The organism is Pseudoduganella buxea, from assembly GCF_009720835.1.
Taxonomy (GTDB): Bacteria; Pseudomonadota; Gammaproteobacteria; order Burkholderiales; family Burkholderiaceae_D; genus Rugamonas; species Rugamonas buxea.
In genome coordinates, this window is the sequence record NZ_WNKZ01000156.1 from 1 (window position 1) to 7158 (window position 7158).

At 72.8% G+C, this 7158-nt stretch carries 1 protein-coding gene; it reads right to left on the minus strand.

The features are described from left to right. The coding region (locus GM672_RS26710) for an amino acid adenylation domain-containing protein (protein ID WP_155473548.1) at positions 1-7158 on the minus strand (7158 nt) is incomplete at both ends.

The following is a 7158-nucleotide window of genomic DNA, read 5'->3' on the forward strand; positions in this document are numbered from 1 at the left end:
GTTGCCGCAGCTTCGGCGCCCTCGCCCGGCACGAAGCCGTCGCCGCCGGCGCCGAAGCTGCGGCAACGGCCGCCCGGCGCCGTCATCTGCAGGCGCGCCTGTTGTACGAATTTGTTGGGGTGGATGGACAGGTTGACGCTGCCCACGATCGCCATCTCGATGCGGCCGGCACGCAGGGCTTCCACGGCAAGCTGCAAGGCCGTCAGCGCGGACGAACACATCGTGTCCACCGTCAGGCTCGGACCATGCAGGTCGAGGTGGTAGGAAATCCGGTTGGCGATGCCGGCCGGCGTCGCACCCGTGTCGATCAGGCGTTCCGGCGTGCTGGCGTCGCGTCCGAGCAGCGGGTACTCGTTATGCATCGCGCCCACATACACGCCCACGCGGCCGCCGGCATCATGCCGCAGGCGCTCGGGCGGGTAGCCGGCGTCTTCCAGCGCCTGCCACGTCGTTTCGAGGAGGATGCGTTCCTGCGGGTCCATGCGCGCCGCGTCGGCCGGCGCGATCCCGAACAGGAACGGATCGAAACCGGAGACCTCGTCCAGGAAGGCGCCGCGCAGCAAGGCCGCACCGGGTCCGGTGCCCTGCCGCTGCGCCGGTACGGGCCCCACCAGGTCGACGCCGGCCGCCAGCTTCTGCCACAGCGTGGCGACGTCGTCGGCACCGGGATAGCGGCCCGCCAGGCCGACGATGGCAATGGCAGCCCCCGCGTCGGACGGCGGGAGCGCCGTGGCGGCGGGCCCCCCGGCCGCAGCGGTGCACAGCGACGCCACGCTCCGCGCGACGCCATGCAGGTCGCGCGCTTCGTACAACAACGTGGCATGCAGCGCAGCGCCGGCGGCCTGTTCGTTCAACCGTGCCACGACGGCGGCGGCAATGCGCGAGTTCAGGCCATACCGTTCAAGCGGGACATGGGGATCGAGCTGCCCCACCGGCAGCCCGGCCGCGTCCGCGTAGGCCGCCATGACGCGCTCCAGCCACGTCGGCCCGGCATGGAGGGGCGCCGCCTGCGGCGCCTCCAGCCAGTAGGGCAGGCGCTCGAACGGATAGGTCGGCAACAGCGCGCGGCGCGGCGTGCCTTGCCAGAACGGCCGCCAGTCCACCTGATAGCCCGCCAGCCAGTCCTGCAGGGCACCGCGATAGCCCGATGCCGACGACTGGCGGTCCAGGTACTGCGCCTGGGCACGGGTCTGCTGCACGCCTTCGGCGCTGCCCTGGCCGAGGAACGTGGTCAGTCGCCGGTACGCCTCGGCGGCATCCACGGCCTCGACGGCGAGCCGGTACAGCCCGCCCATACGGGCCAGTTGCGAGGTGGCGCAGATGTCAGGCCAGGCGACGCCGGCCGCCTGCAGCGGTGCCCGGTAACTGCCGGCAAGCCGTTCCAGCTGGGCGGCCGAAGCGGCGGACAGCAGCAGGACAGCCGGCCCTTGGGCGGGTGCGGCCGGCGCGACCGGCACGGGCGGGGCCGCCAGGATGACCTGGACCGAGCCGCCCGTGCTGGCCACGGCGCTGATCAGTACACGGGCCGGTCCACGTCCCGTCGACGACCGCGCCAGCGGTGCGGCCGCCGTCACGACCTGGACCGGGCCGGCCATGTCGACCAGCGGCGAGGTTCGTGCCGCGACACGCGTCGGCGCCAGCTCGCCGTGAGCCAGCTGGAGCAGCACCTTCGACAGCTGCGCCATGCCCGAAGCCGCTTCCAGGTGGCCGATCAGCGGCTTCACGGAACCGATCCGTACGCCGCCTTCGAACACCGCGCCCAGCGCTTCCCATTCGGCGCTGTCGGACAGGGCCGCGCCCGAGGCGGCGCATTCCACGTAATCGATGTCGTCCGCGCCCAGCCCGGCGCGCCGCAGCACGGCGCGCAGGCCTGCCTCGACGGCGGCACTGCTGGGTGAACCGAACGGCGAGCGGGCACCGGCCTGCTCGACATGGCTGCCGCCCAGCAGCGCGAGCACCTGGTCCCCGGCGGCGTCCGTGGCATCGCGCCGACGCAGCAGCACGGCGCCGGCGCCTTCGCCCACTGCCCAGCCGGTGCAGTCGCCATCATAGATCCCATCGGGCACCGCACTGGCGACCAGGCCCATCGCCTCGAGCGTGTCGCCATGGGCGGAGTGGGTCAGCAGGTTGACGGCGCAGACGATCGCGCTGTCGCAGTCGCCCGCGGCGATGGCGCCGGCGGCGAGATGCAGGGCCGCCAGACCGCCCGTGCAGGCCGTGTCGACGGCGATGGCGGGGCCGGTGAAGCCGAACGTCTGGGCGATCCGGCCCGCCAGCTCGGCACCGCTGGCGCTGACGGTGCCGTCAGCGCCAGCGTGCAGACGGTAATCCAGCCACAGGTGGCCGCAGAACACGCCGACCCGTTCGCCGTCCCGCTGCAGCGACGCCGCATCGTGGCCGGCCCGTTCGAGGCATTCCCACACCACTTCGAGCAGCAGGCGTGCCTGCGGGTCGAGCAGCCGGGCCTCGCTGGGCGCGATGCCGAACAGGGCGGCGTCGAATCCTTCGATATCGTCGAGGAAGCCGCCCACCAGCGTGCCCTGCGAACCCAGCCCGCGCCGCTGCGGCGCCGCTCGCAACACGGAGGCACCGCCGCGCAGCATCTGCCAGAACGCTTCCGGCGTCGCGGCACCCGGATAGCGCAGCGCATGGCCGACGATGCCGATGGCCGCCGGTGCGGGCGCGGCAAACGCCAGCGGAGGCGCCGTCATGGCGGGCGTCGCGACCGGCCCGGCCAGGAAACTGTGCAGCACCTGCTGGCTGGCCCCCAGGCGCAGGCTGGCGCGCACGGCGGCATCCTCGAACGATCCGATCGGGCACAGGCCAAGCCCGCACTGCTGCTGGCCCAGCATCAGCAACTGGCCGATATAGCCGGCTTCAAGAAGCTGGAAGCGTTCCGCCGCGCTGCCGTACAGCGGTGCGATGGCGTCCTGCTCGCCCACGAGGAACAACGCCAGGGCGCACCCGTCCACCAGCGTGCGGTTATAGATGAACTGGGTTTCGCGCGGCAGCACCGCGCCCGGTGCCAGCGGCACCAGCGCGGCCGCGTCGGCGTCATACCAGTAGTAACCCGTCGCCACGCCGTCAACCCGCTCGCCCTTGATCCACACGTAGGCCTGCACGCCGTAGGTATCGCCGGCCGATGGGTACAGGTGCCGCCGCCGCCCGCCGCAGACGCGCGTGGCCAGCAGCCCAAGCAGCTGCGCCAGCTGTTCGCGGCGCACCGTGCCGGCGGCGAATGCACGGCGGGCGCCGCGGGCATCGAACCACGCATCCGGCACGGCTGGAATGCCCAGCGCCAGCCGCGGTTGACCATCCAGGTCGGCACGGCGGTCGGCGCGGCGCGCCAGGAAGGCCTGCTTGGCGGCACCGTCCAGCACATCGACGTCGGCGGCAGGCGGCATTACCGGGGCCGGCACCGGCGCCTGGGCGGCGACAGGGGCCGTGGTACCCAGCTTTTCCGCCACCATTTCGGCGATGCCGCGCACGGTGGGCCGCCGCGTCAGCCATTCCACCTGCAGTTTCAGGCCGTGCGCCGCCTTCAGCGCGGCGCTGACCTGGATCATCGTGAAGGACGTTGCGCCCTGCTCCCACAGATCGCGCTCGGTATCCGGCAGGATGCCCATGCAGCGCTGGAAGTGCGCCAGCAGCTCGGCCACGATCTGCTCGAGCGCGGGCGATGGCGCCACCGGTGCGGCCGCCGCCGCGGCCGGCAACGGCCAGGGCAGCGCCGCGCGATCGAGCTTGCCGTTGCTGGTCGCGGGGAAGCCTGCCATGCCATGCACCAGGTTGGGCACCATGGCGGCCGGCAGCTTCTGCGCGGCGAACGCCCGCAGCGCATGCGCGGATACGGGCTCGGGCGCAACGACATAGGCAACCAGCTTGACGTCGCCGTCGGCATCGCGCTGCGCCAGCACGACGACATCGCGCACCTGCGGGTGCTGTCGCAGCACGTGCTCGATTTCCTCGGGCTCGATGCGCATGCCGCGTACCTTGACCTGGCGATCGGCGCGGCCACGGAAGAACATCATGCCGTCGGGCGCGAAAACGGCACGGTCGCCCGTGCAATACATGCGCGCCCCTGCCTGCGGCACGAAGGGGTCGGGCAGGAAACGCTCCTGCGTCAGCTCGGGCCGGCCGAAGTAGCCCAGGCTGAGCACGTCGCCGGCAATGTACAAGTGCCCTTCCACGCCCGCGCCGCAGGGCTGGCCCGCGTCGTCCAGGATGTAGTAGCGGGCATTGTCGATGGGGCGCCCGTACGGAATGCTGCGCCAGGCCGGATCGATCGCGTCGACTTCATGGAAGTTCGACCACACGGTGGCCTCGGTCGCGCCGCCCAGCGACACCAGTCGCGCTTGCGGGAAGTGCCGCGCCAGCACGGGCGGCAGCGAAATGGGCGTGTAGTCGCCGCTGAGAAACACGAGCCGCAATGCCCGCGCGGCCGGCGCGCCGGCCAGGTCTTCGAAATGGGCGCTGACCTGGTCCAGCGTGGTCGGCGCGGAATTCCAGAACGTGATGGGCTGATCGACCAGCAGCGCGGCCAGCAGGGCCGGGTCGCGCTGCTCCGTTTCGTCGGCAACGTAGATGGCGGCGCCGTCACCCAGCAGGCCCAGCAGATCGAACACCGACAGGTCGAAGCCCAGCGACGTGACGCACAGGCCCAGGTCGCCCGGCCCGAAGCGGTAACGGCGCTGGCACCATTGGAACAGGTTCTGCAAGGCGCGATGCGCGACCGCCACGCCCTTTGGTTCGCCGGTGCTGCCGGACGTGAAGATGATGTAGGCCAGCGAGTCGGCCGTATTGACGGCGGCGGGATTGTCCGCCTCGTCGGCGCAGGGCGGCAGGGCATCGATGGCCAGCAGCGGCAGCGCGGCCGGCAGGCCGGTCGTGCCGTTCGCCAGGCCCAGTGCCAGCACGCATCCGGCCACCTCGGTCATGCGCGCGGCGCGGGCGGACGGCAGCGTCGGTTCCACGGGAACGTAGGCGCCGCCCGCTTTCAGGATGCCCAGCGTCGCGGCCACCATCCAGGGGCCGCGGGCCACCGAGACGGCCACGGTGGTGCCGGGGCCGATACCGCGTGCACGCAGTTGGCGCGCGATGCGGTTGGCGCGGCGATTGAGCTCGTCGAACGTCCACATGCCGCCGCGCCAGCGCACGGCCGGCAGCGCTGCGTGACGCCCCGCGCTGCGCTCGAACGCCAGTTGCACCGGCTCGGGCGCCGGCAGCGCGCAACGCAGGTGCAACCAGTCGTACAGCACGCCGCCCGGCGCCGTTGCCGCATCGCCTGCCGTGCCCAGGGCCCAGTCCGGCTGTTGCACCGCCCGCCGCACGGCCGCCGCGTAGTGCGCGAAGACGCGCGCGGCCTGCTCGTGCGCCAGCAGAGCCGTATCAACATCCCAGGCCAGGACCAGTTCGTCGTCGAGCGCCAGCGCGACCGCGTCCAGCGCGACCCCCGGCGTCATCGTGCGCCAGCGCAGCGACTGGGCCACGGCGGCCGGCAGCGTTCCCCAGCGACACAGGCTGGTGTACACCACGGGCAGCGCCAGGGTGCCGGCGGCATGGCGCGGTGCCAGGTAGGGCAGGCCCGCCAGGCCGCCGTGACGCAGGTCGTCGGCGACGGCTTGCCGGACCGTGCGCAGCAGCGCGGGGAAGGCGGCATCGGTATCGCCGCCGGCGTCGGCCGCCGAGAAGACGGGCCAGGCCATCTGCGAACGTTCGCCCGGTCCCATCGTGTCGCCGCTCGCGCTCCACCATACCGACGCCAGCGTGAATGGCTGTGCCGTCTCGCGCTGCCAGGCAGCGCCCAGCGCCGCCAGCAGCACGTGATCCAGCGTCAGGCCGGCGCCGGCGCAGGCCGCGTCCAGCGCGCCGATGCCGGCGATGCGCTCTTCCAGGCGCTGCCAGCACGACTCCCTGCCGCCTGCCTGCAGCGCGGGCCCGGACGGCAATGCCGCCATGCGCGCGCGCCAGTACGGTGCGACGGCATCGGCGGCCGCCGGTGCGGGCACGGGCACCGTTGCCGGGGCGGCGGGCGCACCACCGGCCAGGGCCCGCACCAGTTCGGCCATCACCTGGTGGATGCTCTGGCCATCGAGCAGCAGCAGGTCGAACGACACGTGCAGGCGCGCCGCGCCGGAGGGGCTGTGCAGCAGGTGGGCTTCCTGCAAGGGCCACTGCCCCAGCGGGTGAGGCAGCCGCGCCAGCTGGCCGGCGACCTGTCCGGCACCGGCCGCGAGCTCGCCATCGGCGACCGGCGTGATGGCGAGAACCGGCAGAACCCCTTGCCGCGCCAGTTGCCTGACCATGCCATCGGCGCCGGCGACGCTGTGCAGCGCAGCATGCGCCAGCACCAGCTCGCGCCAGGCCTGGCCTGCCCGGGCCGGCTCGACGTCATCGAGGGCGACGTCGAACACGGCATTGCAGCCGGCGCCCTGGGCATGGGCGGCCTGCTCATGGCGCGCCACGAAATAGGCCTGCTGCAGCGCATTCAACGGCGCCGACACCTCCGTTGGCGCCGCCAGCGCGCCCAGGCGCGCCACCAGGCGGGCCTGGCACAGCGCGGCCGCTCCCACGGGCAGCAGGGCCTCGGCCACGTCCCAATGCAGTTCGAGGGCGCCGTCCTGCTCCCACATCTGGTGTTCCAGCGCGATGCCCGACGTCTGGCAGGCGCTGACGACAGTGCGCCGGGTCCAGGCGCTGGCGGCATGCGGCATTTCCAGCAGGCTGGTAAACACGACCGGCAGCCGGCCGGGAGCCGCCGCTGCCGCCACTTCGCGCAAGGCGACGACGGCCGGCACGACGGCGTGCTGCAGATGGTCCCACAGCTCGCGATGCAGGCGTTGGGCCCGCATTGCATCGCTTTCGCCCGCCGCGTTGGCCACCGGCACCAGCATGCTGGAGGTGAACGGGCCGATCAGCCACTCGGCACCGGCCGGCAGGCGCGGGCGTTCGCTGAGCGTGAGCAGGAAGGTGGCTGCCGGCATGCCCGCCACTTCGAGCAGCGTTTGCGTCCACAGCGCGAACACCAGGGAGCTGGGCGAGATGCCCCACTGCGCTGCCGTCTCCTTGCAGCTGCCCCAGACGGCGGCAGGCACGCTCTGGCGCAGCGCACGCCGCGGCAGCGCCGCGCCATCGGCGCCGCGCCCGGCCAGGACCGCG